Here is a 24,275-nt window from a genome sequence, read left to right on the forward strand (position 1 = left end):
TCATCGGCGATAAAAGCAGCCTCGAACACGCCATCATGGTCGGCGGGTCGACAGCCCCAGTAGGTGTTCGCTGTTTTGTACGCAAATGGCGCGCCTACGGGGAGTCGAACCCCGCTCTGATCCTTGAAAGGGACCTGTCCTAACCGATAGACGATAGGCGCTTTGTCTCACCAACGCCAGTTTTCTACGTTCGCACAGTCGGGTAGTCAAGCGCCTGCCCCGGCCCGAGAGCATCCTTCGTTGGCAGGCGTTGGTATGCCTACCATCCTTAACCCCTGGAACCTACACACTTGGTATGATGGTAGGGGTATAAAAATATCCTGGACCGCTAGACGAAGGGCGCTCGCTGCAGCGAGGGTTCTATATGCGGCTTCCTTGGCGGGGGCAACCGGGGTCGAGGCGCTAGTTTGCCGCTTGACGAACGCGGCGGTGGCCGGTTTGTCGCTGGGAGCCATCGGTGCGCCCGCCCTTCCGCGGGCGACCGGGACAACGGATCTCCTGTCATGACGACGCGACGCGACGGCCCATCGGGCCCCAGACCCAAGCCCGGCGGCGTGCAGGACCGGTTTCGGCGCGGCCCATCCTCCGGCCCGCGCGGGGCCACCGGCGACCATGTGGTGCTCTATGGCTGGCATCCCGTGGCGCAGGCCCTAGCCAACGAGGGGCGCCAGCTTCACCGTCTGCTCGCCACCGAGAACGCCATCACGCGCCTCGCCGAGGAGATCGGCCCCCTGCGGATCGACCCCGAGCTGGTGCGGCCGAGCGCGATCAACGCCTTGCTCGGGCCCGACGCCGTGCACCAGGGCCTCTATCTCGAAGCCGACCCTCTGCCGGGCCCGGACCTCGACGACCTGCCGGACGACGTGCTGCTGCTGGCGCTCGATCAGATCACCGATCCGCACAATGTCGGCGCCATCGTGCGCACCGCCGCGGCCTTCGGGGTCGCCGGCATCATCACCACGGCGCGGCATTCGCCCACCGCCACCGGCGTGCTCGCCAAATCCGCCTCCGGCGGTCTGGAGCACGTACCGCTCGTCATCGTGCGCAACCTCTCCGACGCGCTGGTGGACCTCGGCAAGCGCGGCTTCACCCGGATCGGCCTCGATTCCGATGCCGAGGTCACGCTCGATTCCATCAAGCCGACGCGTCCGGCGGTGATCGTGCTCGGCGCCGAGGGCAAGGGCCTGCGCCAGCGCACGCGCGACAATTGCGACGTGCTCGCCCGCATCCCGTTCCAGGGCGAAATCCGCAGCATCAACGTCTCGAACGCCGCCGCGATCACGCTCTACGCCCTCAGCCCGCGCGGCTGAGGACGACTTTCCGGCCGATCGCCACGATGACGGACGTCGCCGCGCTCAGCGCCAGAACGGCTTGACCTCGAGCAGGTCTTCATGGGCCCTGGCCGCTGCCTTGAGCAGCGACTTGGTGTCGGCCTCGCCGTCGCCGGCGGCGAGGCCGGCCGCGAACACGGTCTCGCCGGGCACGGGTGCACCATCGCCTCCCGTGACGAGGCCGGCGAGCACCGTGTGAGCGGTGGCCATGTCGTTCAGGGCGCCGAGGTGATCCTGCAGGTCGGACAGGGCCGAGACGAAGGTCTTGTGGAGCTTGTGGGCCTTCTTCTCCGCGTAGAGGCTCGCGAAGAATTCCGAGCCGTAGCGCAGTTTCTTCGACGCGATGCGGACCTCGTGGCGGGCCTCCGCGTCGAGCCGGTCGAGATGGCGGCCGCTCTTGCGGATGCGCCGCCGGAAGCGGTCGAGGACGTCGGCGGCGAAGTCCCGGGCCGACCCGTCGCGCAGAGGCGCATCCGCGCCGGTGCGCCACGGCCCGGTCTCGAGCCAGGTCGCCAGATCGAGGATCAGGCCGCGCCAGGATTGCGATTCGAGGGTGGCGATGACGGTGTCGTGGGCGCGATCCCGCTCGGCTTCGAGGCGGGTCCGCAGGTCGAGGAGGCCGGGCTCCTCGGGCCGCCTGACGATCTCCGCCGGCAGGGTGGTCTCGAGGAAGACGTCGAGGTTGCGCGCCTGACCGAACGGCTCGGTGACCCGCTTGATCTCCTCGCGCAGGTGGTTCGCGGCGGGATCCGCGGCGAGCATCGGCTTGAACAGGCTGAAGGCCGAGCGCAGCCGGCGCAGGGCGACCCGGATCTGGTGCAGGCCCTCCGGAGCGCGCGTGTGAAGAAAGACGTCTTCGTTGAGGCGCAGATGGCGCAGGCACGCCAGCGCGATGGCGCGGAAGGCCTCTCCGGCGGTGGCTTCTTCGTCGAGGCGGATGGCGGTGGCCTTGCTCGGGCGACTGAGGCTCCCGTCGATGAGGCTGAAGCCCCGCGCACTCTTGCTCAGGGAGCCGAGTCGCAGCGGCACGGTCTCGGCCAGGGCCTGGGTCAAGGCGAAGAGGTCGCCGGGTGTGCCGTCTTCCAGTTCGAGTTCCAGCTCAGACAGGGGCACATCGCCGTCCGGCGTCTCGATCCGGCCGTGGTCCAGGGCCGCCGACAGACGCGAGGCGCCGTAGCGCACGGCGCGGGTGCTGCGCTCGACCACCGTGGAGAACATGGCGATGACGTCGGGGGCCTCGGCATCGGCCAGGATCGCCGGCACCGGCGTGTCGGCGAGCAACGTGAGATCGGGCTCGGCGCCGGAGATGTCGGTTTCCCATTCGGGACGATCGAACAGCCCGGCACCGGCGCCGTCCGCCTTCACCGTCTGGATATGGCGATCCCCGTCGATGCGCACCCGCAGGGTGAGGCCCGCCGCGCGCAGGTCGTGGCCGGCGGTGTCGAAATAGGTGGAGATGAGAACGCGCGGCTCCACCGCCTCGCCCGACTGCAGGAGGGGATGACGGCCGAGTTCGGCGAGGTCATCCCCCTCGCATTGCAGCTTCAGCTCGATCTCGCGCGGCGCGCCCATGATCCGTCCTGTTCCCGTCATCGGTGTTTCATACGTGGTGTGTCGGCATCTGGTTGTCGGCGTCGATCCGGAGACCAGGCGTCGATACAACCACAAAGCGGTGGCCGCCCGCTCCGTTCCCATCGGGAAACGGGCCGGATTCTCCGCCCATCTATGGGACATCACAGGGTGTGGACGCGACCGGAAACTTGAGATTTCCGTTCGCGCACCGAACTTTGTGGTGTAGCGGGTGGGCCGACGGCGCATGGCGCGCACACCCAAACCCTTGAGTTCATGAGATGACGCGGGACCGGCTCAGGGCCGACCAACTCCTGGTCGAGCGCGGCCATTTCGAGAGCCGGGCGCGGGCGCAGGCGGCCATCGCCGCCGGTCTGGTCCGGGCCGACGGCCGCGTGGTGCTGCGCGCCTCCGACCGCATCGCTCCGGGCGCGCGGATCGAGGCCAGGGCGCCACATCCCTTCGTGTCGCGCGGCGGCCTGAAACTGCAGGCCGGTCTCGACGCCTTCGGATTCGATCCGGCCGGGTGCGTATGCCTCGATGTCGGCGCCTCCACCGGCGGCTTCACCGACCTGCTGCTCAGGCGCGGCGCCGCCCAGGTCTACGCCGTCGATGTCGGGCGCGAGCAGTTGCACGCCACGCTGCGCGGCGACCCGCGGGTGGTCAGCCTGGAAGGCACCGATGCGCGCGCCCTCGACGGCACCCTGATCCCGCGGGCTCCGGATCTCTGCGCCATCGACGTGAGCTTCATCGCCCTGCGCCTCGTCCTGCCGGCGGTGATCCCGCTGCTGGCCGACGGGGCGGCGCTCGCCGCGCTGATCAAGCCGCAATTCGAGGCCGGGCGTGAGCGGATCGGACGCGGCGGGATCGTGCGGGACGCGGCCGTCCACGCCGCGGTCTGCGCCGAGGTCGTGGATTGCGTCAAAGACCTCGGCCTCTCCGTCCTCGGCGTGATCCCATCCCCCGTCGCGGGCGGCGACGGCAATCGCGAGTTCCTGATCGGGGCACGCCTCTCGCAGGCCCGTGCCGCCATGAAAGCAGTGTTATGACCGACTTCCAGACCGAAACCGTCGCGATCCGCAGGCTCGGCGCCCGCGGCGACGGCATGGCGGAGGACGGGACCGCCGTGGCTCTGGCGCTGCCGGGCGAGCGCGTCGCCATCCGCCGCGACGGTGCGCGCGGTCAGCTCGTCTCCGTCGAGACGGCCTCGCCCGATCGGATCGATCCGTTCTGCCAGTATTTCGGCACCTGCGGCGGGTGCGCGGTCCAGCATCTGGCGCCCGAGCCCTATGCCGCGTGGAAGCGCGGGCTCCTCGTCCAAGCTCTGTCGCAGGCCGGCCTCGCCTGCGAGCCCGAACCGCTGCAGGACGCCCACGGCGAGGGACGGCGGCGCTTGACGCTCCACGTCCGCGCCGTGGACGGCCGCGCGCGCGCCGGCTTGATGGCGGCCCGCAGCCACGACCTCGTGGCCATCGACCATTGCCCGATCACCGTGCCCGCCCTGCACCGCGCTCCCGCCGTGGCGGAGGCGCTGAGCGCGCCGCTCGGGCACGGCCGCAAACCCCTCGACGTGGCGATCACCGCGACGCAAGCCGGGCTCGACGTGGATTTGCGCGGCCACGGCCCGGTGGCCGATGGCGTCCGCGCGGTCCTGGTGCGGCTCGCGGGCGAACTCGACCTCGCCCGCCTGTCCCTGCACGGGGAGGTGGTGGTGGAGCGCCGCGCGCCGGTGGTGCCGACGGGCGGCACCGGCCTCGTGCCGCCACCGGGCGGCTTCCTCCAGGCCACGGCAGCGGGGGAGGCGGCGCTCACGACGGCGATGCTCGGCGCGCTCGACAAGAAGACCAAGCGCGTCGTCGACCTGTTCTCGGGCAGCGGCCCGTTCAGCCTCGCGCTCGCCCGCACCTGCGACGTCCACGCGGTGGAGGGCGATGCCGGCTCGCTGGCGAGCCTCGACCGGGCAGTGCGGGCGACGCCGTCCTTGCGCCGGGTGACCACGGAGCGCCGCGATCTGTTCCGGCGCCCGCTGCTCCCCATCGAGCTCGATACCTACGACGCGGTGGTGTTCGATCCGCCCCGCGCCGGTGCCGGGGCGCAGGCGACGCGCATCGCCGAATCTAAGGTCCCCCTGGTGGTCGGCGTGGCCTGCGATGCCGGCACCTTCGCGCGCGATGCCGCGACCCTGGTCGCCGGCGGCTACAGCCTGGAGCGGGTGACGCCCGTCGATCAATTCAAGTATTCCGCCCATGTGGAGGTGGTCGGGGTGTTCCGCCGGGCCCCGGTGCGGCGCAAGCGCTGAGGCCGACCGCGCGACGACCCGGCCGCGACACCGTCGTTTTTCGAGAGCGCGTTTTCTTCGCGGGCGCCGAGTCCACCTTGGTCGAGACCGCCCTAGATCGGTGGCATGCGCACCGTCCTGCTTGCCCTCGGCCTCCTTCCCATCCTCGTCCTGCCGGCGACAGCCGATGGGTGCGGCGATCTCATCGGCAAGGTCGTGGCCGGCACGCAGGCGACGCTGGTCAAGCGCACCCTCGACTTCGCCGAGCTGTCGGCCGCCGACGGGATCGGCATGACGCTGGCCTGCGGCGACCTCTCGGCGGTGGGGCTGCAATTCAAGGGATCGCCGCTGCCGGAGAGCTATTTCCCGCTCTTCGGGCGGGCCGGTCAGGCCACCACCGGCATCGCCGCCGACATCATCGAGGCCGCAGCCCGCAAGGCCCGCGAGAGCGCCCTGACCACGCGCCACAGCAACGTCGATGCCGGGGATGCGCTCGTCACCTGCTCGCTCTCGACGCCCGCCGGTGGCCCCATCACCGCCTGCGCGGTGATCGACAAGGACGACAAGCACTGACGGCCGGCCCGGGCAGATGGCCGAGGTGTTGCATCCTCACGGACGCATGGCGATGAGCATATAGCCGGAATAGGCCAGCGCCGCGGCCATCATGAAATACACGTTGGTGTCCATCGGCGCGTTGGTAGTGGGGCGGCGGCGGAGCGGTCGAGCGGGCGATGCGTCGCTGCGGCAATCCTGCCACGGCGGGAGCCCTTAAGGTCCGGTTAACCATGAGGCGTCGATCCTGGCGCGTGGTTGTCGGCGTCCCGACGCCCTCACCGAGGAACCGATGCGCCGTCCGATCCTCGCCTTCCTCGCCGGTGTCACGGCCGGTTTTGGAGTTGCCATCCCGGCTTCGAAGGCGCAGGAGCCGCTCTTCCTGCGCATCAGGCCGGCCGGGGAGGCGCCCGCTTCCCTCGGCGACGCAGGCGTCTCGGACGAGAGGGTCGCCCGGGACGCTCGGGCGCGCGCCCAAGCGGTGTGGGACCGCGCCGACCGGCGTGCCCGCATCGCCATCGCTTCGATCTGCACCGGCTGCCTGGCGCCGGAGCGGGCACCATCCGCCGCATCGCCGGTCCGGCCCGAGACGGTGGAATACACCGTTCCCGCCGCCGCCCCGCCTTCCTCCTTCGCACAGACAGGTGCCCCATGACGCAGTCCCACCCCACCAGCGGCGCCGAGCCGGATCCGGCCTGCCCGGTCTCCCTCGACGTTCTCGGCCAGGTCTACCGCGCCGATGAGGACGATCTGCCCGAGATCCTGGCGGCGATGCCCGCCACCACCCGCGCGAAGCTCGCGGTCTACCTCTACGGCAAGAGCCACATGCACCAGCTCGGCCTGCGCGTGGCGCGGGCCTGCGAGCGCGACGATCTCGTGCGGGTCGCCGGCGAGATCGGGTCCGTGGTCCACGGCCAGTCGCAGATGAAGCCGCCGCGCCCGGCAGTGCCGACCCCGGCGGCCCCTGCACCCGCCAAGAAGATCAGTCTCGGCGGCTCCGCGGCCAAGGGTCGTTCGTTCGACTGATGCCAAGGCGTGAAGACGCCAGGGCCAGGCATGGCGCCGCCAGCCGGGGTCCGAGGAGTGTGAGCATGTTCGGTTCTTGGTGGAAACTCGGCATGGACGCGACGTTGCTCGCCCTGGAATCGCAGCAGGTGATCGGCCTGCGGATGGCGAAGCTCTCGCTCGGTGGGGCCGCGGCGCAGGCTGAAGCGCAGCGCATGGTGTCGGAAAAGATCGCGGCCGCCAACGAAGCGGCTGTGCTGATGGCGACCGGCGGCTCGACCCAAACCATCGTCGCCGGCTATCGCCGCAAGGTGCGGGCGAACGTCCGCCGCCTGTCCAAGGGCTGAGCCGCAGCTCCTGCGGCTCCCCGTTAACCGGCGCTTAACCATCCGCTTTCATCGTCCGAAGGAACGGACGAGGAGAGTGAGATGAATCCCTTCGAGCATCAGGTACGCGAACGCGCCTATTTCATCTGGGAAGGCGAGGGCCGTGTGATCGGCAACGCCGAGGCGCATTGGCTGCGGGCCGAGAACGAATTGCACCGGGCCGCCGGCCCGTTGGTGGTCCAGGCGTCCACCGCGGACATCACCGCGGCGCCGAGCCCCGCCGTGACCCTCGACAAGACCCTGAAGGCCAAGGCGAGCCGCACCCGCAGCGCCACCGCCAAGGCCGACGAGAAGGCCAAGGCTCCCGCCAAATCCGTGAAGGCGCTGGCCAAGTCGGCCGCCGTCAAGTCCGCCACCGCCAAGTCCGCCACGAAAGCCCCCACCGCCAAGGCGCCGGTCGCCAAAGTCGCGACCACCAAGCCGGTGGCCCGTGCGAAGGCCCCCCGGTCCAGCGCCGGTTCGAGCGCCAGCATTCACTGATCGCCGGTCGCGGCGACGGTCCATCCCGAGAGCCCGCTGCCCCACAGGGGTGAGCGGGCTCTCTGTCGTTCCGGCCCAGCGCGTCTCGCGAGTCGCGGTCCCAGGCTGGAGAGCGGGACAGCATCGGGAACGGGTGCCGGGCGCGACGTGTTGTACGGCCAAGCATCCGCCGCGCGCTGCGGCTCCCCATCCAGTCCTGCGAGGACCGTCATGAGAATCGTTCTGTCCGCACTCGTCGCCATCGGAACGATCGCCGGTCCGATCGCTGCCACGGCATCCCCCGGCTTCACCCGCCAGGGCCCGGCGATCGTCGATGTCGAGAGCACCTCCGGCATCGGCGGTGTCGGTGGGCGAGCACCCTGGAATCGCGCTTGGGAGTACGATTCGGGCAGCGGCAACGATCGTCGGCCGGAATTGCCATATTATCAGCAAGGCCGCGGCCAGCAGACCGGTGGCCCCGACCGCAACCTCCTCCCCGACGACGGCCTGCGCATCTTCCCGAACTGATCCGGAACGGCTCCGTCGCTAAACCGTTCGCCCGGCAGGATGGCCGGGCGAGACCACGCCTGTGCCGAGACAGGCGCGAGACCACCACAGCCATGGCGAAGACCATCAAGGCGATCATCTTCGACGTCGACGGCACGTTGCTCGACAGCGTCGACTTGCACGCCCAGGCCTGGGTCGAAGCCTTCGGCCATTTCGGCGTCACCGTCTCCCACGCGGCGGCGCGAAGCCAGATCGGCAAGGGCGGCGATCAGCTGATGCCGGTCTTCCTCGATCGCGACCGCGTCGCGCGTGACGGCAAAGCCATCGAGAGCTACCGCTCCGATCTGTTCAAGCGGAAATTCCGGTCCGAGGTCCGACCGTTCCCCGGTGTCCGCCCGCTGTTCGAGCGCCTGCGCGGCGAGGGCCTGACCCTTGCGCTCGCCTCGTCGGGCAAGGCCGAGGAGGTCGAGCACTACCAGCAGGTCCTCGACATCGCCGATCTGGTGGACGTGGTGACGACCTCCGACGACGCCGAGCGCTCGAAGCCCTATCCCGACATCTTCGAGGCCGCGTTGGCCAAGCTGGCTCCGATCGGGGCGGCCGAGTCGCTCGTCATCGGCGACACGCCCTACGATGCCGAAGCCGCGAAGAAGGCCGGTCTGACGACGATCGGTGTGCGGTGCGGCGGTTTTCCCGAAGCCGATCTGCGCGCCGCCGGATGCATCGCGCTCTATCGCGATCCGCAGGACATCCTCGATGGCTATGCGGCTTCGCCCCTCGCGGGGTGAGCGCGACACCGTGGCCGCCATTCATCCACACATTCCCGCCTTCATACCCGATGTCGGGGCAGGAATGCGTGCCGGCTATGGATAGGCGGCAAATTTGGGGTGGCGCAGGGCGCCTGCATGGCGTAGCGAGCCGCGCGGGATCATTCCCGGACCACAGCGACGGATTCGCGGACCATGCGCCAAGCGGCCCCATCGAACCTGACGATCGAACTGCATTGCGAGCACGCGCCGCCATTGCAGGATCAGATCGACGCAGCGGTCCAGGACCGTACGACGCCGATCAGCCGGTTGCTGCGGCTGATGTCCGCCCTCGATTCCGACAAGTCCGCCAACGAGAACCTGCGCCTGCAGTTGCGGGCGCGCATCGGCGCACCGCTCAGCGTCTGAAAGCCGGCGCTTTCGGCCCTCGCCCCTGTCAGCGGGCCGTCGACCGCATGCGGGCACGGTGGATCGGCGATCCCTTGGTGCGCTGCATGCAGCCCATGTAGATCTGCCGTCCGACCGCGTAGAGACCGAGCCCCTTGGGGTCGGGCGTGGTGAAGACGCGGGCACGCGCCTCGTTGCGGCAGGCCGCATCCTGCGGGCTCTGGATCGGGGTCGACTGGCCTTGCGCAAGCGCCTGCGACGCGCAGGCGACGATCAAGACAGTGCCGAAAGCGGCGTTGCGGACGCTGCGGTTCATCCGCGATGTGGGCGTGCCCATGATGATTGTCCCCCCGTTTTTAACCGTTGCGGGAGCCATATAGGCGCGCTGCAACAGGTTTCAGGGCATGTCCCGTCATCCTGGTCCGGGACGCAACCCTCGCTTAGGGCAGAACCCAGGCGCACTTGCCTTCATCCTTGATCGTCAGGCATTCGAACGGCGAACCGCCGACCATCGCCCGGCTTTCCGCTGCGCCGACCCGATCGCGGGTCACCGTCCGGCAGCCGGGATAGCTCGCCAGCCGCGCCATGGCCGCATCCCGGTCGCCATTCGCCATCAGCAGCCGCAGGCCGACGAGGGTGTCACAGGCGATAACCGGCCCCTCCGCGGCCTGCGCCGATGGCAGGGCGGCCGATAGGAGGAGTGCCGCAGCGGCCAAAATCTGTCGCATCAGGTGTTTCCCGGCTTTGGGCTCGCCTTCGCCTTGTCGGAGGAAGGCTTGTCGACCGTCGACTTGCGACCGGCCCGGGCCGGCTCGGCCGGCGCCACGGTTCCGGCCACCGTCCAGTGGCAGACGCTGGTGGTCCGCAGCGTCACGCAGTCATAGGCACGCCCGTTGAGGGCGACATGCTCGGCCAGGGCCGTCACGGCATCGCGGGCAAGGACGACGCAGCCGAGGTGATCGGCCTTGTCGTTGCCCAGAACCGCCGCCGCCGCAGTCGCGTCGCCTCCGGACTGCTTCATCAGAAGCCGCAGGTTGGCCAGGGACGCACAGCCGATCGCCGGTCCCGCCGCCCGCGCCGGAAGGGCCGAGACGACGACGACGAGATTCGCGAGGAGCAGGGCCGGCACCAGGACACGCATGATAGGCTCGTAGCATGCCTGTGGCGACGGGCGGAACGTGTCGGGCCGCCGCGTCGTGTGTCAGTCTAAAATTTTACAGGATCGATACGGCCTCGGAGTGATCGGGCATGCATGGCATGTTAGTAATATGACCGCCTCAAAAAACCCTACGCCCCAGTCCGCATTTCTCATCATAGCCCTTTATGGGGCGGATAGCAGCGAAGGCTACCCAGTAAGCTAAGGCGGCTTCGAGGCTAGAAATGACACCGAGACTGAGGCCAAATTGAAACTACTTATTCGAGGCAAGCGTCAGCGGCTTTATCTCGACGCAAGAGTCGATTTCCTCCGACCGGGCGGAGAGCCGTATCAAATTTATCATCCACCCGTATAAGAATACGTACCATCGCGGGCCCAATTGAAATACCCACAAATAAACCGATATTTTGGATGATCCAGGCAACGCTCTATACTAACAGGCTTACTAAGATTATTGTGGATATCACGAGCGGCGGAAACAAGAATGACGAAGAAATTGGTTTGACGAAACGAGCGCGGGCGGGCAAAAAGGTAGCTTAGTCTGGGCCAAAGCGCTGAAGCCTGCCGAACGATCCGAGATGGCGAGCGTTGCTGCTCGTACTCGCTGGAAAAAGTCCAGCGAGTACTCTTTGCCCTCTTCCATTAGATGAGACGCCTGCGTCACTCTAGATCCGGACGGAAGTCGAGCGCAATTTAAATTTATTCCAAATTCGCATGCTGAGAATTTCAGCTGTCGACGGCAATAAGCGGCCGTTAATAAGATGGAACAGCCAAACGCTCTAAGTAGATTGTAATATTAATTAAAGGCAGCGGCGCTCTTATTTCAAGCGGCCCTTGTGCTTCTCTTTGCTGTTCGGCTAGCCAAAACATTAAATTCTGCAGCAAGTTTTGCTCTTAATTCTTTAGGATCTACCTGCACAAAATCACTAGTATAAACACTACCCGGGCTGTGTTCGGTAAATCCCCCATATATGAATGTAGAATCAGTTTGAGTATCCTCAGATGCAAATATTTGGTTTGATTTATACCAATGATCAATGAACTTTAATGTCGTTTTACGATTTATATTTGTCCCAGACATCCCCTTGCTGGAACTCTCCAATCTATTAATCGTCACAACATAATCGTTGTCCACTGGTCCTTTATAAGTAACCATATCCCTCCTTGTCAGTGCACAATATTCACACAGTTTTAGACACGCTTTCCAGGCGTCTGTCTCTTTGGAAATCTCTTGCAAAACCTTATAAGCCTCAACACCTCCTGCAACTACAAGACCCGCAACTATTCCAATTACGATAGGATTCATAAATATAACTCCATTCATCGATTTTATAAATCAAATATACATAAATTATTCCAGTGGTCAATCCTATCTTTCATACGCTCTGATTTATAGATATAATCCCCGAATCCTCGAATCCCCAAAACTTCTGGTAACTGCTCAGGTCTCTGGGCGGAGTGCGCGGGTCTGGAATAATTGCCCACCCCTGTGATCGCTGTGTTCAGACGCCAACGGTCTTGAGGATGGCGCCGAAGGGCCTGCTGCCTGTGAGGCGTAGCGTATTGACGACAGTTCGGATGTCGGCATCGCCTACGGCGGCCCACATGGCACGTTAGCCGTTGGTCACCTTCCTCTGGATGACGGATGCACGCAGGAGCCGTGCCGAGCCGTTGTTCGTGGCGTCGACAGCGCTGGGATGGTGGAGGAAGACGAGGAGGTGATGGCGGGCCCGGCGAATCTTGGCTTAGAGATCGCGAGTGAGGTGTTAACCGCTCGGCGTAGCGAGGATCGCCCGCAGTTGGCGGTTCAAGGTCAAGCGCTTGGCGGCTAGGGGCGAGTTCACGAAGTCGGTGACGTGCTCGACCAGGGCAAAGACGGATCGCAGCGATAGCTATAGGTGCCAGGGGACCGGATCATCGCTGGTCTCGACGGCGTCGGCGACGTCATGGGCGAAGCAGGTCTGGTGCGCGACCGCGTGATCCTGTTGGACAGTGTCGCGGTCCGAGACCTACACCGCAGGCCGATGCCCGTCCATCATCTCCCGCACCACGATGGCGCCCCGCGTTGGGTAGGCCGTGTGCACCACGGCTTGGGACGAACGGAAAACCCAGTGAAACGCATTCGAACCTTCGATGCGAACACCGGTATCGTCCGAAGCGACTACCTCAGCCCGACGTAGCGATTCGGCCTCCTCGCGGACAGGACGGAAGCGCGCTTGCGCCTGGCGGAGCCGGTTCATCAGGCAGCCCTGGCTGAGGGTGAGTCCGAATCGATCTGACAACGCCGCCCGCGCCGGCAGGGGCGAGACGACGACGACGAGATTTGCGAGGAGCAGGGCCGGCACGAGGACACGCATGACAGGCTCGTAGCATGCCTGTGGCGACGGGCGGAACGCGTCGGGCCGCCGCGTCGTGTTCAGGATGCGGCGCGTTGCAGCTTGCCGAAGCGTTTCACCGCCCGCTCCCGCCGCAGCCGCGACAGCCGGTCGATCCAGAAGATGCCGTCGAGCTGATCGATCTCGTGCTGGAGACAGGCGGCGCGAAAGCCTTCGGCCTCCTCCTCATGCGCGGCGCCGTCGAGATCGCGGTACTGCACACGCACCGAGACCGCGCGCTCGACGACGTCGCTGACCCCCGGCATCGAGACGCTGCCCTCGGTCTGAGGCGCGCATTCGGGCGAGGCCCAGACGATCTCCGGATTGACATAGGTGGTGGCGGGCTCGCCCGGCTCCATCCGCAGCACCACGATGCGCTGCAGACCGCCGATATGCGGCAGGGCCAGACCGATGGCCGAGACCGACACGAGAACGTCGAGGAGGTCCTGTGCCGCGTCCTTCAGGGCCGCGTCGAAGGCGAGGACGGGCTCGGCACGCAGGCGCAGGCGCGGGTCGGGATAGATCAGCAGGGGTCGGGCGGGCACCAGGGAACTCCGGACGGCGTCACTCCGCCCCGACGCCATGCGTCCGGGGCAGGGCCTTCCCATAGAGTTGGCCTGCGGTTTGCGGAACCCACTTCACCGACATCATGGGGATTCCGAATGGCCGACGACCGTCGCGCCACGCGTACCGCTTCCGAGACAGGCCCGTCCGAGATCGCCCCGCGCAGACGCGCAAAGGATTTCGGCGAGGTGATCCTGCTCGGCCTGACGACCCTCCTCGGCGTGCTCTGGTCGATCGTGCTGGTCACCCACTTTCACGGTCCCCTGAGCGGCTTCGGCCAATCGCTGTGGCTGATGCGATAACGCCCTTCAGTACTCCCACTCGGCGCCGACGCCGACGGCGGTGCGGCCATCGCTGCCGGCCTCGCCCTGGATCTTGATCCGCCGGGTCACGTCGTAATCCACCGTGGCGGCGGTATCGGCCGGCTTGGCGCCGGCCTTCACGCCGACACTGAGCCGGTCGCTGAGATAGCGCGAGGCGCCCAGCGCCGGACCACCGCTCGCCCCCGTCGAGACATCGAGGCTGTCGAGTCCGAGGCCCTTGCGCGCCTGTTCGAACACATCGACCCCACCGCCCCCACCGGAGAATTGCGCCACCGCCTGCGCGAGCTGCAGCGCCTGGAAGGGTGACAGCCCGCCCGACGCCTTCTTGAAAAGCAGGCGCGACAGCACCTCGTCCTGGGGCAGGCTCGGGTCGGAGGTCAGCACGAAGTTCGGCTGGTTGGCCGGTCCGTTCACGGCGATGCGGGCGGTGACCTCGGCGGCTTTGGTCTCGGCGATGAAGTCGAGGTCCGGCGCGGTGAGTTCGCCCGCGAAGGTCAGGCGCCCGCGGGTGAAATCGAGGCGCTGGCCGACGACGCTGAGGCGCCCGCGCCGCATGTCGAAGGCGCCGGTCGCCACCGGATCCCGCGACGACCCGGTGAGCCGCAGGTCGCCGCCGAGTTCGGCATCGATACCGCGCCCGCGCACGAAGATGTGTCCCGGCGCGCTCACCGTCACGTCGAGGGTGGCGTCGAACGGCGGGGGTGTCTTGCCCCGACGCCCGATGGCCGCGACCTTGGCCTTGCGATCGGCCCGCGCATTGAGGCGGGCGCGCACCTCCGGCGGCGTGTTGACGTGGCGGATGCCCGGTAGCGGCTGCACCGTGGCGGGCAGACGATCGGGAACGGAGACATCGACGGATACGAGATCCACTCGCCCCGAGATCTTCGGCGTGCGCGCCAGGGGTCCGCTGAGCGCGAGATTGAGGCTGGCGGTGGCGGTCATCAGCGGGCTCGACACCAGCTCGGCCCGTTCGGCCACGAGCTTCAGCGAACCGGGAAAGCCCGAGGCCGGCTGGAGCGCGACCCGCCCGTCGGCGCGCAGGGTTCCGCCGTTGCGGGTCGACGCGGTGAGGCGCTCGACCACGAGGGTGTCGCCGCGTCCGGTGACGCGGCCCTCGATGTTGGTGAGGCGGATGCCCTGCAGCGGATCGGTGAAGGACCCGCCAGTGAGCACCGCCGCCCCTTCGGCGCGGGGCGCCGCCAGGGTGCCCGCTACGCCGGCATCGATGGCGACCCGGCCGGCGACCCGCTGGCCGCCGACGCTGAGCAGGCTGTTGGCGAGGGCCGCGTCGAGGGTGCCGCGGAGTTTCAGGGCGATGTTTCCGCCGGCGGCAACCGGCACCGAGCCGTTGACGGTCATCTCGGCGCCGCGCCCGGCCGAGACGCGGCCGTCGATCCCGGCACGGCCGTCGCTGAGGGTACCGCTCGCCTTGGCGTCGATGGGCGGCAGACCCGCCTTCCGGGTTTCCGGCGTGACGAGGCGGGCCAGGGACAGCGCGTAATGCCCTTCCGGGCGCTCGGAGGTTCCGTGCAGGTCGGCCTCGCCGTCGAGGGTCCCGGTGAGTGCGAGAGACGGGGAGGCGATGCGGGCGAGCGCCAGCGGCAGGGCGCGGATGCCGAGCTTCAAATCGAGGCGCGATCCGGCCCGACCCGAGAGGCTCACCCGTCCGGAGCCGGCCGCCACCACCAGATTGTCGATGACCGCGGTACCGCCATCGAGGGTCACCGTGGCCGGGCCGGCCAAGGCCAGCCGATCGCCCCCGCGCGCCGCGGAAAAACGCGACAGTTCGATGCGGGTCTTGTCCGCCGGCACGAGGCGGGCCGCCCCGTCGAGGTCGAAGCCGCGCGCCTTGGCGGTCAGGGTGATGTCGCTGGCACTCGGCGTGCCGATGGCGGCCAGCCGCACCGTGTCGAGACTCTGCCCGGCCGCGACGACCCGGTCGGCGTTGAGCCGGCCGTCGATCACCGGACGCCCGGTGAGGTCGCGCCCGGTGAGGTCGGCGTCGAGGCGCGCAAGACCGAACTCGCCCGAGCGCAGCGATGCGCCCTTGGCCCGGATCGCGGCATCCTGGCGTCCGCCGTCGCGCGACAGCGTCACCGCAGCGTCGAGGTTTCCGGCGAGCGGGGTCAAGGCCAGGGGCGAGAGGTCGTCGAGATTGGCGGCCGCCACGGTGAGCGCGCCCTCGGCCAGGAATGTCCGGGCATCGACCACCGCATGACCGTCGATGGCCACCGAGCCGAGCGTGACGGCGAGACGGTCGAGGGACCAGTCCTGGGCGATCCGAGCGAGATGGGCGCCTCCGCGCAGGGTCTTGCCGCCGAAGTCGCCGGAAAGTTGCAGGCTACCGTCAAGGGCACCGGTGAGGTCCTTCAACGTCGTCTCGACCCGCAGGTCGCGTACCGGACGCGACAGCGCCCGGGCCTCGACGGCGGTGAGGGTGGCGGTGAGGTCCGGCTTTTCCAGGGTGCCGGTCAGGCGCCCGTCGAGGAGGGCGCGGCCCGCGAGCTTATCGTCGATTGCGGAGAGATTCTTGAGATCCACCAGGAGCTTGGCGTCGGCCATCCGGGCCGTGGCACGGCCCTCCAGGCGCGCGACCATTTCGGCGCCTTCGAGGCGCGCCCCCTCGAATGCGTAGCCGTCATAGACCTGCGACAGGCGACCGGTGAAGCGGGGCGACCGGCCGAGCAGGCCGTCGAGGGCGGGCATCGAGAGCGCGAGCCCTTCGGTGCGCAGATCGACATCGGCGGTCACCGCCTTGCGCGCCGGATCGCCGCTGAGCTTCGCCTGGGCCTTGAGGCTGCCGGCGAGCGGCCGGCCGGCGACGTCGGAAAAGGCGGCGATGTCGGAGAGCACCGCATCGGCGGTGCCGGTGAGCGTATTCTGGCCGACCTTGCCGGCATAGCTGGCGCGGGCGGTCGGCCCCTCGACGTCGAGTTTCGCGACGTCGACGATCCCGTCCGGTTGGAGCGTGCCGCGGAAGGTGAGAGCAGCCTTCGATCCGATCGCTCGGCGCAGGGCCGGATCGGCGAGCTTGAGGCCTTCGACCTTGGCATCCGCACTGAGCGCGAAGCGGGTGGCCGTGGCGTCCGGCCCGGTGGGCGCCATGGCGATGGTGGCCTCGACCCGATCGAGGGCGCTGCCCTCGGCACGCAGTCCGGCCGCCTTCAGCACGCCGTTGACGGTGGGGTGGGCGATGGGCCCCTTCAGGCTGCCGTCGAACACGAGGCTGTCGAGTTCGGCGTCCGCCGCCTTGGTCACCCCACCCTCGGTGGGCACCGCCCGGGCGGCCACGATGAAATCCGCGACCCGGTCGGCGGTGAGGCTGCCATGCGCGTCGAGGCGGGCGGTGCGGGAGACCAGCTCGAGGCGGTCGATCCCGAAGGCGCCGCTGTCGGAAAAGCGCAGGGCGCCGTCGAGCTTCGTCGCGCCCGAGAACACGGCGGCGGCCGGACCGGGCAGCAGACTCTCGATCCGCGAAGCGAGATCGAGGACGAGACGCCGGTCGGTGCCGATCCGCGAGATGCGGGCCGAGCCCTTGGCGCCGAGGTCGGGGCCGGCATCGAAGTCGAGGCGCGCATTCCAGGCGTCGAGGGTGCCGCGCCCGTCGAGATCGAGGTTGATCGCCGGGGTGCCGGGCAGGTTGGCCGCCTTGGAGAGCAGACCGCCCACGGGCTCCACCAAGGTGGTCTTCAGCTCGAGCGTCTCGCCCTTCGGCACGAACAGCAGGCGGGCGGAAAAATCGCCGGCCGCATCGAGACGGCGGACCTTGAGGTCGAGGTCGAGCCCCTCGGAGGGCGCCCCGAGCTTGGCCCGGCCATCGGCGGCGAGCCGCGCAGTCTGGCCGGCCAGGGCTTCGCCGAGCACCAGTTCCGCAAGCTTGAACGCCTTGACCTCGACCTTCACCGGCAGGTCGGGCAGCAGCGAGCCGTCCGGTTCAGGGGTCGCCGACACCGGAGCGGGCAGGGGGCGGCGCAGCACTTCGAGGCGACCGACCTCCAGGCTGTCGATCTCCAGGCGGCCGGACAGAAGCGCGAGGCGGCGCCAGACGAGGCGGGCCTTGTCGAGCTTCAGCCAGACGCCGTTGGCATCGCTGATCGCCACGTCGCGGATGGTGGCATCGGAGGACAGCGCCCCGTCGACGGCGCCGATGGCGACGCGTGAGCCGGGGGTGGACAAGGCCTTGGACAGCAGGCCGCCCAGGACGGTTTTCTCGGCCTCGTCGGCGTGGATCGGAGCCGTCGCTCCAAGGGGAAGAAGGATCGCGGAGGCGACGAGAAACGCGCGCACCTTCGCTCTACCCGCTGCGGGAGAGGATGGCCCGCGCAGCGGGTCGGGTGAGGGGAGCGCGTTGTTCGAAGAGGTCGCTCCCTCTTCCGCCTGCTCCGCAGACACCCTCCCCCGCAGAGGCGGGAGGGTAAAGGTGCGCGACGCCGATGACGACCAGAACCCCATCAGAACGATTGTCCCAGGCTGATGTACAAGGCCACGGGGCGCTCGCGGTTGCCCTTGATGCGGTCCAGGGGGAAGGCGACGTCGACCCGGATCGGGCCGATGCCAGTATAGTAGCGCAGGCCCAGACCCGCCGCGTAGCGGATGCGCTCCTCGAAATCGGGCAGGCTCGACGCGAAGGCGGTACCGGCGTCGAAGAACGGCACCACGCCGATCGTGTCGGTGACCTTGATGCGGGCCTCGAACGAGCCCTCCAGCAAGCTGCGGCCACCGACGGGCAGGTTGAACGGACCGCGCGGGCCGAGGGTCCGGTAGGGGAAGCCGCGCACGGAGCCGCCGCCGCCGGCGAAGAACCGGATGTTGGCCGGAATCTCGTCGAGGTTGGCACCCGAGATCGAGCCGAAGCCGATGCGGCCGGCGAGGATGTAGCGAGCCTCGTCGTCGAGGGCGTAGTAGGTCGACCCCTGCGCCTTGGCCACGAAGATCGACGGGTCCGAGCCGAGGAAGCCCGCATAGGGCGTCGCCGAGGCGATCACCCGGAACCCCTGGGTCGGGTCGAGTAGGTTGTCGGTGGAATCGTAGCTGACCGAGACCGGCACGCCGATCAGCCGGTAATCGACCTTGCCGAGGGCGTCCTGCGAGCGGCCGGCCTGCCCGTCGATACCGACCTGAGCGAAGAAGGTGTCGGAGAAGCGGTGCCTGATCGCCACCGTGCCGCCGGCTGCATCGCTGACGTAGGATTGCTGCGCCTCGCGCCCGACGAACAGGTTGGCGACGAGATCGTTGCGGGTGCCCCACAGGGCCGGCTTGACGAAGGTCGCCCCGAGGCGTCCGCCGAGGCCGTTCGAGTCGATCCCGGCGAGTTTGCGCTGCGTCGCGTAGAGGTCGTTGCCGAGATAGTAGATGTCGGCATCGAGCCGCAGGGTCTCGCCGCCACCGAACAGGTTACGGTTGGCGTAATAGGCGCGGATGCCGGGTCCGTCGACGGTGGAGTAGCGTGCCGAGACGCCGATGAGGTTGCGGTCGCGCTCGGTCACGTCGACGAAGATCGGCAGGTTGCCGCTCGGATCCAGCGCCTCGCCCTCGCGCACCCGGATCGAGCCAAGGGCCTCGACCTTGGCCACCGAGCGGCGAATGTCGGCGACGGCTTTCGGCGAATACGGGTCGCCGGGTTCGGCGTAGATGAACGAGCGCACCACCGCCGGATCGAGGCCGGTGGTGCCGCGCACCGCGACCTCGCCGAGGCCGGCGATCGGGCCGGGATCGATGGTGAAGGTCACGTCCATGACGTGGGCCGCATCGTCCACCACCGGATCGCGCGAGACCGCCTTGGCGAACGGATGGCCGAGGGACCGAAAGCGGTCGACGAGCTTGGCTTCCCGCGCCAGGACCATGGCCGACCGCGCCGGCACGTCGGCTTCGACGCGGGTGAAGCGCGCGGGCAGGACCTCCTCGGGGAAGGGCAGGCCGCGGGGATCGCGCACCGCGATGCTGCGCAGGGTGTAGAGCGGGCCGGCCTCCACCACGATCTTCACCGGAACGAGGGCGCGGGCGCGCGATCCCTCGGCGGCGCGGGCCGCGGCGGCGACGGAACTCTCGCCGCCGAGCGTCACGCCGTCGATGCGGATCGAGACGGTGCCCTGGTAGTAGCCGTATCCGGAAAGAACGTCGGCGAGCCGGCGCTGGTCGGCCTCGGCGCGCCGCACCAGGCCCTCACCGTCGGGAGGCGCGTCCTGACGCAGGCGGTAGAGGGTCGACGTGTCCTGCAACGCGCGCACGACATCGTCGTCGTCGATGCCCTGGAACTTGACCGTGTAGGGCACCGCGGTCGCGCTGGGGGCCGGCGGCTCCTCCTCGGAGCCGAACAGCCCAAACAGATCGAAGGCCGCCGCCGGCCGCGGCATGGCCAGATCGCCGGCCAAGCCCGCCGCGATGGGCAGGGCGGCACGCACGAGCGTCCAGCCGACCGTGGCGCGAAACACGCTTCGCGTCGCCTTGAGACTTACCATGCCCGCGGGATCAATCCCTGCGGCCGCAGCGGCGACATCCATCGCCCCACGCACGCCTTCGACCCCGTCATCCCGCCCCCGCTTCGATGCCGGCACTATACTCGGCGGTACCCGTGTCCACGACGTTAAGGCCTTGCCCTTCAACGCCTCACTGACCTCGAAAACCCTAGCGGCCGCGCCGGATCACGGCAACCTGGGCTCGGCCGATGCACGCGTGGCGAACCGTAACAGGGGGGCGTTTTCATCGGGAAATCGATGACCGTCCCAAGCGCGGCCAAAGGAAACCGACGGCATATCTGGAACCCGACGAAGCCTCGCGCCTTGTCCGTCCGTCGCAGGCTCATCACATTGCACCTTTCGATCTATGGCCGGTTTCACCCGGGTCGCGCGCCCCTCAGTCGTCCAAAACTGTCTGCGGGCGCCGCTTCGATCCAATCCCATTTCGACGCGCCTGCGCCGCGGACCCCACGCCTTTCCGTGTCGGTCTGCCGGGCAAAATCTCCCCAAAACACGACATCAGCGCGGAGGACACACCATGAGCACGGGCACCGTGAAATGGTTCAATGAGACCAAGGGCTACGGCTTCATCCAGCCGGACGACGGCGACAAGGACGTGTTCGTCCACATCTCGGCGGTGGAACGTGCCGGCATGCGCAACCTCATCGAGGGGCAGAAGATCTCCTACGAGATCGAGAGCGATCGCCGCACCGGCAAGCAGTCGGCCGGCAACCTCCAGGCCGCCTGAGGACATCGAGCGAGTCCGTACACTGCGGCATCGTTTCAACACGTCGACGGAAGCCGCTCGAAACGGGCGGCTTCTGTTGCGTCGGACGAGGCGGTCGGGCATGGGCTCCGCGATTAAAATCGGACCCGTTGAAGCCAAGACCCGATTTCACCCGCAGGCCCGCTGCGCCGCACGTCCTGCGACGCCGGCCCGAGCCGCGATCCGCCCTGCGAGAAAGGTCAGATGAGCGCCTTCGACTACAGAAATTTCGACGAGCGCCGTAAGAGCTCCGCCAGTGCGAAACAGGCGCTGCTGGAAAAATTCAAGGCCCGTCCACCGGCGGATGACCCGGACCTGATCGCCAAGTCCGAAGCGCGTGCTGAAGTCGCCCGCGCCCGCGACAAACGAATCCGCGAACGCGACGCCGCCCGGATCGCAGCCGAAAAACAGGCGGCGGCCGAAAAGCAGGCTCGCGAAGAAGCCGAGCTCGCCGCGCAGATCGCGCGCGAGGAAGCCGAGGCCCTGGCTGCCGCGGAGCGCAAGGCGTCCGACCTCGCCGAGAAAAAGGCGACGCGCGATGCCCGCTACGCCGCCCGCAAAGCCAAGGCCCGCCGCTGAGGCGATCCGTATCGGCGCAGTTGGAGGATTACAAAACAAAAGGGCCGACGCTCAGCGTCGGCCCTTTTTCATATCGGTGCCGATCAGGCACCGGTGCCGTGTGCGATCAGGCTTCGGTCTCGTTCTCGGCCGTCTCGTGACCGTTCTCGTTCTCGTTCTCCTGGCCCTCGGTCTGGGCCTCGGTGTGCTCGGCCTTCGGCTCGGTATCGGCCTCGGGACGCGGGCCGGCCTTGAACGAACGCCGCGGCGCGTTCCCACGCTTCATCTGAATCGGCTTCTCGATGGCGCCCAGACGCTCGGAGAGGCGCTTGGCACGCTCGTTGAAATCATCGGTCGTGCGCGATTGGGATGCACCGCTCTTGAACGCGTTCGCCACTGGGGCCTCATGGAGTTGCCCAGGGCACGGAGTCGTGCGGGGTTGCCGCCTTCTAGCACGCTTCGGACTCAGGTTGGGGACTATCTTCCATTCGGTCGGAGTGCGACCGTGCCCGCCCCTCCGAAAGCGGGCATTCCGGCTACGCCAGCAACGGCGTATCCGAGCGCTCGACGCCAGCGTGCGGTTTCAGAACCGGGCCGTCAGGAACAGCCGCAGATTGCGCCCGGCAAGCAGGATTTCGTCCTTCTTGAACGACGCGGAGTTGCGGATCTGGTCGTTGAGCAGGTTGCGGCCCTGCAGGCCCAGCGTCACCTCGCTGGCGCCGTAGAGCATTGGGTCGAGGGCCTTGGTGTAGCTGACCTCGGCGCGCAGATCGTCGAAGCCCGGGGTCACGGTCTCGATCGGCGCCACCTCCGTATGGGCAAAGGCGTGGAGCAGGTTGACCCGGGCGTACCATCCGTCCGCCCGCACGAACACGCCGCCCCCGACCCGGTGCGGCGGAATGCGCGGCACGTAGGTGCCGTCGTCGAACTGCGCCCGGACGAAATCGTATTGCGCATCGATGCCGGCCCAGCCAGTGCCGACGGGCAGCACATCGAGCTGCGCGCCGATCTCGGCGCCGTAGAAGGTGGCGTTGCGCTGGGAGTAGACGATCTGCTGCAATTCGGTGTCGCTGCCGCAGGAAGCGAAGTCGTCGCCGCAGCGCAGACCCGTATCGCGCTTGTAGATGAAGCCGGTATAGCGGGTGTAATAGCCGGTCGCGTCGAGGCGCAGCGGCCCTTCGGCCCGGCGGATGCTCGCCTCGAGGGTGCGGGCGCTCTCCTTCTTCAGATCGGCGCTGCCGATCTCGAAGGTCTCGGTCGCGTCGTGCGGCCCGCGCGAATACAGTTCGAAGGCGGTGGGCGCGCGCTCGACATAGGAGCCGTTCAGGCTCGCGACGAAGCCGTAGGGCAGGTCCTGCAACGCCCCCAGGCTCAGGCTCTTGGGCGCGAACCGGCGGCGGCGGCCGTAAGAGAGCGGGTCTTCGCCCTCCCCGGGAATGTAATCGCCGGGAAACTGGGTTGCGGTGCCGGTGGACCGGTCGCCCTCGATCCGGCCGGCCGCCTGGAAGCGCAGGCCGTTGCCCACCGCCAGTTCCTCGAAGAGATAGACCGCATTGCTGCGGGAATCGGTGGGGGCCAGCAGGCCGCCGGCGGCGCCCCCGGTGCCGAGGGTGCGCCGCCCGGTCTGGAGGCCGAGCGCGCCGGTGAGCGTGCCGAGGCTCGTGAACACCGGCACGTGCTGAAACTCGACGCGGGCTTCCGCCTCGCGGTTCTTGAAAGTGGCCTGGATACCGTCGATGCCGTCGCCGCCGATGCCGATCTCGTCGTGGCGGTAGACCGAGCCGCCGGCCCAGAACCGGATCGCCGCGATGGGGCCGTCGAGGGGGCGGTATTCGCCGCGCGCCAAAACCCGGTCCTGACGCGGATCGAGGCGGGTGCGGCTCTGCGCGGCCTCGCCACCCGGAATTTGATAGAGCGCCTCGTAGTGGCTGTAGGAAATGCCGACGAAGCCGCGATCGCCGATGAAAGACATTCCTACCGCGCCGCCCTGGGATTCGTTGGCGGAGTTGCGCTGGATTCCGAGCGGCGTCGCATAGCTGTCGGAGGCGGTCTTGAACCCGTCCACGTGCACGGCGACGTTGTCGGCCCCGGCATCCACCGTCACCGCGCCGAGGCGTCCATTGTCCACCGACGAGTAGCCCGTGGTGGCCTGCCCCGAAATGCCGCCCGCCGGGATATAGGTCGGCACCCGGTTGTTCTCGGCGCTCACCACGCCGCCAATGGCCTGCGAGCCGAAGCGCAGCGAGGCCGGTCCGCGGATCACCTCGATACGGTTGGCCACCAGGGGGTTGATCGGGACACCGTGATCCTCGCCGAGTTCCGAGACATCCTGGATCCCGACGCCGTTCTCCTGGATCCGGACCCGGCTGTTGTCGAGGCCGCGGATGATCGGCCGGCTCGCCGCACCCGGCGCGTAGGTGGAGGCGGAGATGCCGGGCCGGTCGCCGAGCGCGTCGCCCAGCGTACGCGGCTGATCGCGGGCGATCTGCTCGGCCGTCACGACGGTGACCGGCGAAAAGGTGTTGGTCACCACCGGCAGAACGCCCACCGGATAGGTGCTGGGCGCCGCGACGCCGCGCGCCGGTGCGATCGGGCTCGGAGAAGTGACGCTGAGCTCGGACAGGGTGGCGGATGCCTCCTGAGCCCGCGCAGCCCCCGCGACGAGACCGGCTCCGGCCAGGATGGTTCCCGCCCACAAACCCTTCGACCGAACTACGCGCATCACGCCTCACCGACAAACGTTATACTGTTTCATCGATCATATGTTATATTATAACAAGCGCTTTCTGTAGCTCCAATCGGGTCGGTCGGCGGCTGTGGCGTAACCGCATCACCGT

The 24,275-nt window shown here is 68.1% G+C and carries 24 protein-coding genes, 1 tRNA gene and 1 pseudogene; 14 read left to right on the forward strand and 12 right to left on the reverse strand.

The window, feature by feature from the left end; all coding sequences use genetic code 11:
- Window positions 1–86 precede the first annotated feature (86 nt).
- Window positions 87–161: transfer RNA gene (locus G3T14_RS16560), tRNA-Glu, on the reverse strand.
- A 342-nt stretch (window positions 162–503) separates the two neighbouring features.
- Here G3T14_RS16560 and rlmB point away from each other — a divergent pair.
- Entirely contained in the window at window positions 504–1,310 is an 807-nt protein-coding gene (rlmB, locus tag G3T14_RS16565) for a 23S rRNA (guanosine(2251)-2'-O)-methyltransferase RlmB (RefSeq protein ID WP_246733391.1), read from the forward strand.
- Between the two features lie 45 nt (window positions 1,311–1,355).
- Here rlmB and G3T14_RS16570 read toward each other — a convergent pair whose 3' ends face one another.
- Window positions 1,356–2,903 (reverse strand): CHAD domain-containing protein, encoded by a 1,548-nt coding sequence (locus G3T14_RS16570; RefSeq protein ID WP_163643700.1) that lies wholly within the window; start codon window positions 2,901–2,903, stop codon window positions 1,356–1,358.
- Window positions 2,904–3,181: 278 nt separating this feature from the next.
- Between G3T14_RS16570 and G3T14_RS16575 the strand changes: the two genes are divergently transcribed.
- The 10 genes from G3T14_RS16575 to G3T14_RS16620 all read left to right on the forward strand — a co-directional run bounded on the left by G3T14_RS16575 (window position 3,182) and on the right by G3T14_RS16620 (window position 9,262).
- A complete protein-coding gene (locus G3T14_RS16575; RefSeq protein ID WP_163643651.1) occupies window positions 3,182–3,949 on the forward strand; it encodes a TlyA family RNA methyltransferase in 768 nt (255 codons plus the stop codon).
- Window positions 3,946–5,199 carry a class I SAM-dependent RNA methyltransferase gene (locus G3T14_RS16580; protein ID WP_163643652.1) on the forward strand — a complete coding sequence of 418 codons (1,254 nt, stop codon included), beginning with the start codon at window positions 3,946–3,948 and terminating at the stop codon, window positions 5,197–5,199. The genes G3T14_RS16575 and G3T14_RS16580 overlap by 4 nt, the downstream gene beginning before the upstream one ends.
- A gap of 105 nt (window positions 5,200–5,304) precedes the next feature.
- The gene (locus tag G3T14_RS16585) at window positions 5,305–5,751 is read left to right on the forward strand and encodes a hypothetical protein (protein WP_163643653.1); all 447 of its coding nucleotides are present in this window, start codon (window positions 5,305–5,307) and stop codon (window positions 5,749–5,751) included.
- 271 nt (window positions 5,752–6,022) lie between these two features.
- A complete protein-coding gene (locus G3T14_RS16590) occupies window positions 6,023–6,385 on the forward strand; it encodes a hypothetical protein (RefSeq protein ID WP_163643654.1) in 363 nt (120 codons plus the stop codon).
- Window positions 6,382–6,756 (forward strand): hypothetical protein, encoded by a 375-nt coding sequence (locus tag G3T14_RS16595; RefSeq protein WP_163643655.1) that lies wholly within the window; start codon window positions 6,382–6,384, stop codon window positions 6,754–6,756. The genes G3T14_RS16590 and G3T14_RS16595 overlap by 4 nt, the downstream gene beginning before the upstream one ends.
- 65 nt (window positions 6,757–6,821) lie before the next feature.
- On the forward strand, window positions 6,822–7,082 hold the full coding sequence (locus G3T14_RS16600) for a hypothetical protein (RefSeq protein ID WP_163643656.1): 261 nt from the start codon (window positions 6,822–6,824) through the stop codon (window positions 7,080–7,082).
- An 81-nt stretch (window positions 7,083–7,163) separates the two neighbouring features.
- Window positions 7,164–7,601: a DUF2934 domain-containing protein gene (locus G3T14_RS16605; protein ID WP_163643657.1), complete on the forward strand. Its 438-nt coding sequence runs from the start codon at window positions 7,164–7,166 to the stop codon at window positions 7,599–7,601.
- A gap of 210 nt (window positions 7,602–7,811) precedes the next feature.
- Window positions 7,812–8,108, forward strand: coding sequence for a hypothetical protein (locus G3T14_RS16610; protein ID WP_163643658.1), 297 nt, complete (start codon window positions 7,812–7,814; stop codon window positions 8,106–8,108).
- A 92-nt stretch (window positions 8,109–8,200) separates the two neighbouring features.
- On the forward strand, window positions 8,201–8,875 hold the full coding sequence (locus G3T14_RS16615; protein WP_163643659.1) for an HAD family hydrolase: 675 nt from the start codon (window positions 8,201–8,203) through the stop codon (window positions 8,873–8,875).
- 174 nt (window positions 8,876–9,049) lie between these two features.
- Entirely contained in the window at window positions 9,050–9,262 is a 213-nt protein-coding gene (locus G3T14_RS16620) for a hypothetical protein (RefSeq protein ID WP_163643660.1), read from the forward strand.
- A 28-nt stretch (window positions 9,263–9,290) separates the two neighbouring features.
- Here G3T14_RS16620 and G3T14_RS16625 read toward each other — a convergent pair whose 3' ends face one another.
- The 6 genes and pseudogenes from G3T14_RS16625 to G3T14_RS16650 form a co-directional block, all read right to left on the reverse strand.
- A complete protein-coding gene (locus tag G3T14_RS16625) occupies window positions 9,291–9,578 on the reverse strand; it encodes a hypothetical protein (protein WP_246733392.1) in 288 nt (95 codons plus the stop codon).
- Window positions 9,579–9,681: 103 nt separating this feature from the next.
- On the reverse strand, window positions 9,682–9,969 hold the full coding sequence (locus G3T14_RS16630; protein ID WP_163643661.1) for a hypothetical protein: 288 nt from the start codon (window positions 9,967–9,969) through the stop codon (window positions 9,682–9,684).
- Window positions 9,969–10,382, reverse strand: coding sequence for a hypothetical protein (locus tag G3T14_RS16635; protein ID WP_163643662.1), 414 nt, complete (start codon window positions 10,380–10,382; stop codon window positions 9,969–9,971). The genes G3T14_RS16630 and G3T14_RS16635 overlap by 1 nt, the downstream gene beginning before the upstream one ends.
- An 838-nt stretch (window positions 10,383–11,220) precedes the next feature.
- Window positions 11,221–11,703 carry a hypothetical protein gene (locus G3T14_RS16640; RefSeq protein ID WP_163643663.1) on the reverse strand — a complete coding sequence of 161 codons (483 nt, stop codon included), beginning with the start codon at window positions 11,701–11,703 and terminating at the stop codon, window positions 11,221–11,223.
- Window positions 11,704–11,899: 196 nt separating this feature from the next.
- Window positions 11,900–12,688: pseudogene (locus G3T14_RS16645) on the reverse strand (transposase); the annotation flags it as partial.
- 125 nt (window positions 12,689–12,813) lie between these two features.
- On the reverse strand, window positions 12,814–13,317 hold the full coding sequence (locus tag G3T14_RS16650) for a peptide deformylase (RefSeq protein ID WP_163643664.1): 504 nt from the start codon (window positions 13,315–13,317) through the stop codon (window positions 12,814–12,816).
- Window positions 13,318–13,434: 117 nt separating this feature from the next.
- Between G3T14_RS16650 and G3T14_RS16655 the strand changes: the two genes are divergently transcribed.
- On the forward strand, window positions 13,435–13,638 hold the full coding sequence (locus G3T14_RS16655) for a hypothetical protein (protein WP_163643665.1): 204 nt from the start codon (window positions 13,435–13,437) through the stop codon (window positions 13,636–13,638).
- Window positions 13,639–13,644: 6 nt separating this feature from the next.
- Here G3T14_RS16655 and G3T14_RS16660 read toward each other — a convergent pair whose 3' ends face one another.
- Both G3T14_RS16660 and G3T14_RS16665 read right to left on the reverse strand, forming a co-directional pair.
- Complete coding sequence (locus G3T14_RS16660; RefSeq protein WP_348645290.1) at window positions 13,645–17,919, reverse strand: translocation/assembly module TamB domain-containing protein; 4,275 nt, start codon at window positions 17,917–17,919, stop codon at window positions 13,645–13,647.
- 191 nt (window positions 17,920–18,110) lie between these two features.
- Entirely contained in the window at window positions 18,111–20,012 is a 1,902-nt protein-coding gene (locus tag G3T14_RS16665) for an autotransporter assembly complex family protein (protein ID WP_163643702.1), read from the reverse strand.
- A gap of 640 nt (window positions 20,013–20,652) precedes the next feature.
- Between G3T14_RS16665 and G3T14_RS16670 the strand changes: the two genes are divergently transcribed.
- Both G3T14_RS16670 and G3T14_RS16675 read left to right on the forward strand, forming a co-directional pair.
- The gene (locus G3T14_RS16670; RefSeq protein ID WP_163643667.1) at window positions 20,653–20,862 is read left to right on the forward strand and encodes a cold-shock protein; all 210 of its coding nucleotides are present in this window, start codon (window positions 20,653–20,655) and stop codon (window positions 20,860–20,862) included.
- A 222-nt stretch (window positions 20,863–21,084) separates the two neighbouring features.
- Complete coding sequence (locus tag G3T14_RS16675; RefSeq protein WP_163643668.1) at window positions 21,085–21,459, forward strand: DUF6481 family protein; 375 nt, start codon at window positions 21,085–21,087, stop codon at window positions 21,457–21,459.
- 106 nt (window positions 21,460–21,565) lie between these two features.
- Here G3T14_RS16675 and G3T14_RS16680 read toward each other — a convergent pair whose 3' ends face one another.
- Both G3T14_RS16680 and G3T14_RS16685 read right to left on the reverse strand, forming a co-directional pair.
- On the reverse strand, window positions 21,566–21,835 hold the full coding sequence (locus G3T14_RS16680) for a hypothetical protein (protein WP_163643669.1): 270 nt from the start codon (window positions 21,833–21,835) through the stop codon (window positions 21,566–21,568).
- A gap of 186 nt (window positions 21,836–22,021) precedes the next feature.
- Window positions 22,022–24,160, reverse strand: coding sequence for a TonB-dependent receptor (locus G3T14_RS16685; protein WP_163643670.1), 2,139 nt, complete (start codon window positions 24,158–24,160; stop codon window positions 22,022–22,024).
- Window positions 24,161–24,275: the final 115 nt, after the last annotated feature.

The sequence above is a fragment of the Methylobacterium sp. BTF04 genome, from assembly GCF_010692745.1.
GTDB lineage: Bacteria > Pseudomonadota > Alphaproteobacteria > Rhizobiales > Beijerinckiaceae > Methylobacterium.

Excerpts from the sequence above, each read along its gene's own strand:
- G3T14_RS16630 (WP_163643661.1), bottom strand. The coding sequence starts at position 9,969 with ATGCGACAGATTTTGGCCGCTGCGGCACTCCTCCTATCGGCCGCCCTG.
- G3T14_RS16655 (WP_163643665.1), top strand. The coding sequence starts at position 13,435 with ATGGCCGACGACCGTCGCGCCACGCGTACCGCTTCCGAGACAGGCCCG.
- G3T14_RS16575 (WP_163643651.1), top strand. The coding sequence starts at position 3,182 with ATGACGCGGGACCGGCTCAGGGCCGACCAACTCCTGGTCGAGCGCGGC.
- G3T14_RS16610 (WP_163643658.1), top strand. The coding sequence starts at position 7,812 with ATGAGAATCGTTCTGTCCGCACTCGTCGCCATCGGAACGATCGCCGGT.
- G3T14_RS16670 (WP_163643667.1), top strand. The coding sequence starts at position 20,653 with ATGAGCACGGGCACCGTGAAATGGTTCAATGAGACCAAGGGCTACGGC.
- G3T14_RS16585 (WP_163643653.1), top strand. The coding sequence starts at position 5,305 with ATGCGCACCGTCCTGCTTGCCCTCGGCCTCCTTCCCATCCTCGTCCTG.
- G3T14_RS16600 (WP_163643656.1), top strand. The coding sequence starts at position 6,822 with ATGTTCGGTTCTTGGTGGAAACTCGGCATGGACGCGACGTTGCTCGCC.
- G3T14_RS16620 (WP_163643660.1), top strand. The coding sequence starts at position 9,050 with ATGCGCCAAGCGGCCCCATCGAACCTGACGATCGAACTGCATTGCGAG.
- G3T14_RS16590 (WP_163643654.1), top strand. The coding sequence starts at position 6,023 with ATGCGCCGTCCGATCCTCGCCTTCCTCGCCGGTGTCACGGCCGGTTTT.
- G3T14_RS16625 (WP_246733392.1), bottom strand. The coding sequence starts at position 9,578 with ATGGGCACGCCCACATCGCGGATGAACCGCAGCGTCCGCAACGCCGCT.
- G3T14_RS16580 (WP_163643652.1), top strand. The coding sequence starts at position 3,946 with ATGACCGACTTCCAGACCGAAACCGTCGCGATCCGCAGGCTCGGCGCC.
- G3T14_RS16665 (WP_163643702.1), bottom strand. The coding sequence starts at position 20,012 with ATGCCGCGGCCGGCGGCGGCCTTCGATCTGTTTGGGCTGTTCGGCTCC.
- G3T14_RS16685 (WP_163643670.1), bottom strand. The coding sequence starts at position 24,160 with ATGCGCGTAGTTCGGTCGAAGGGTTTGTGGGCGGGAACCATCCTGGCC.
- G3T14_RS16615 (WP_163643659.1), top strand. The coding sequence starts at position 8,201 with ATGGCGAAGACCATCAAGGCGATCATCTTCGACGTCGACGGCACGTTG.
- G3T14_RS16570 (WP_163643700.1), bottom strand. The coding sequence starts at position 2,903 with ATGGGCGCGCCGCGCGAGATCGAGCTGAAGCTGCAATGCGAGGGGGAT.
- G3T14_RS16675 (WP_163643668.1), top strand. The coding sequence starts at position 21,085 with ATGAGCGCCTTCGACTACAGAAATTTCGACGAGCGCCGTAAGAGCTCC.
- G3T14_RS16595 (WP_163643655.1), top strand. The coding sequence starts at position 6,382 with ATGACGCAGTCCCACCCCACCAGCGGCGCCGAGCCGGATCCGGCCTGC.
- G3T14_RS16640 (WP_163643663.1), bottom strand. The coding sequence starts at position 11,703 with ATGAATCCTATCGTAATTGGAATAGTTGCGGGTCTTGTAGTTGCAGGA.
- G3T14_RS16635 (WP_163643662.1), bottom strand. The coding sequence starts at position 10,382 with ATGCGTGTCCTGGTGCCGGCCCTGCTCCTCGCGAATCTCGTCGTCGTC.
- rlmB (WP_246733391.1), top strand. The coding sequence starts at position 504 with ATGACGACGCGACGCGACGGCCCATCGGGCCCCAGACCCAAGCCCGGC.
- G3T14_RS16605 (WP_163643657.1), top strand. The coding sequence starts at position 7,164 with ATGAATCCCTTCGAGCATCAGGTACGCGAACGCGCCTATTTCATCTGG.